The organism is Microbacterium sp. USTB-Y (assembly GCF_023703415.1).
Lineage (GTDB): Bacteria > Actinomycetota > Actinomycetes > Actinomycetales > Microbacteriaceae > Microbacterium.
Genome location: NZ_JAGMTU010000017.1, coordinates 1 through 887, shown reverse-complemented (window position 1 = coordinate 887; position 887 = coordinate 1). Strand labels below are relative to the sequence as shown.

General features: G+C 66.3%; 1 protein-coding gene. It reads left to right on the top strand.

The window, feature by feature from the left end:
- The coding region (locus tag J8G10_RS19280; protein WP_251448601.1) for an ABC transporter ATP-binding protein at positions 1-887 on the top strand (887 nt) is incomplete at both ends.

Below are 887 nucleotides of genomic sequence, written 5' to 3'. Positions count from 1 at the left end.
GCGATCAGATTGACCGGACTCACGCGTGCGTTCGGGTCTGTGACTGCTGTGGATGGTGTGGATCTGGAGATCGCGGAGGGGGAGTTCTTCTCGATGCTGGGTCCTTCGGGGTCGGGGAAGACGACCGTGTTGCGGTTGATCGCGGGGTTCGAGCAGCCCACGGCCGGCACGGTGGAGTTGTTCGGGGAGGATGTGACGACGAGGGCGCCGTTCGATCGGGATGTGAACACGGTGTTCCAGGATTACGCGTTGTTCCCGCATATGAGCGTGCTGGACAACGTGGCGTACGGGTTGCGGGTGCGGGGTGTCCGTGCGAAGGAACGGCGGGAGCGTGCGCGGAGGGCGCTGGCGAGTGTGCGTCTGGAGCATGTCGCCGATCGCAGGCCCAGCCAGCTCTCCGGGGGGCAGCGGCAGCGGGTCGCGCTGGCGCGTGCCACGGTCGTGGAGCCGAAGGTGCTGCTGCTGGACGAGCCGTTGGGGGCGTTGGATCTGAAGCTGCGGGAGCAGATGCAGGTCGAGTTGAAGCAGATCCAGCGTGATCTGGGGATCACGTTCATCTTCGTGACCCACGATCAGGAGGAGGCGCTGACGCTGTCGGATCGGATCGCGGTGTTCAGCGCGGGACGGATCGAGCAGTTGGGTACCCCGTTCGAGTTGTACGAGAGGCCGGTGTCCCGGTTCGTGGCGGATTTCGTGGGGACCTCGAACCTGTTCGATGACGTGACCAGCGAGGTCGTCCTCGGCCGGGCGGGGCATCATTCTCTGCGTCCGGAGAAGATGCTCGTCGGTGCCGGCCCGTCGACGGAGGCGGGGTCGCGGTCGGCGGCGGGGGTGGTCGCGGAGGCGATCTATCTCGGTTCCGGGGTGCGGCTGGTCGTGGATCTGGA